This is a genomic window from Microbacterium sp. H6 (assembly GCF_003314775.1).
Classification (GTDB): domain Bacteria; phylum Actinomycetota; class Actinomycetes; order Actinomycetales; family Microbacteriaceae; genus Microbacterium; species Microbacterium oxydans.
In genome coordinates, this window is sequence record NZ_QOAY01000180.1 from 1,856 (window position 1) to 2,629 (window position 774).

Consider the following 774-nt stretch of genomic DNA (forward strand, 5'->3'; position numbering starts at 1 on the left):
TTGACGACGCCGAAGTTGAACAGCACGGCGGCGAAGCCGACGATGCACAGCCAGGCGGCGCGGGTGCCGGCCCAGCCGCGGGTGGCGGTGGCGTGCAGGTATCCGGCGTAGAGCACCCAGATGATGAACGTCCACACCTCTTTCACGTCCCACCCCCAGAACCTGCCCCAGGCGCGGCCGGCCCAGATCGCCCCGGCGATCAGGGTGAAGGTCCACAGGATGAACCCGACGATCGTCAGCCGGTATGCGAGTCGGTCCAGATCCTCCGGCCCGGGCAGACTGTCCCGCAGCCGGGTGAGCCGGGAGGGGAGGCCGCGGCGGCGGGTGGTGAGCAGGTAGGTGAGGGAGACGAGGAACGCGAGCCCGAAGAACGCGGTCGCCAGCAGCGCGACCAGCACGTGGATGACCAGCCACCCGGACTGCAGGGCGGGCATCAGGGGGACGACGGGGACGTAGAAGCTGACCGTCGCGACGCCGAGCAGCAGCACGGTCAGCCCGAGCACGGCGCTGCCCAGGTACGCCAGCCGCACCCGCAGCGACACGGCCAGGAAGGTGGCGATGATCAGGGCGGTGCCGGTGAGGGAGAACTCGAACATGTTCGCCCACGGCACCCGGTCCGCGGCGACCCCGCGCAGCACCACCCCGGCAAGATGGAACACCCAGCCCAGCACGGTCAACACGAACCCGACCCGCGCCGCCTTCCCCGCCCCCCGTCCGCCCCCCGGGGCAGCGGCGGCACCGGGTGCGGTGTCGGGGGCGGGGGCGGTGGGTGTG

At 72.1% G+C, this 774-nt stretch carries 1 protein-coding gene; it reads right to left on the reverse strand.

What is annotated here, in order from left to right; translation table 11 throughout:
- Positions 1 to 774: c-type cytochrome biogenesis protein CcsB (ccsB, locus tag DSP71_RS11550; RefSeq protein WP_113681154.1), on the reverse strand; the 774-nt coding region annotated here is incomplete at both ends.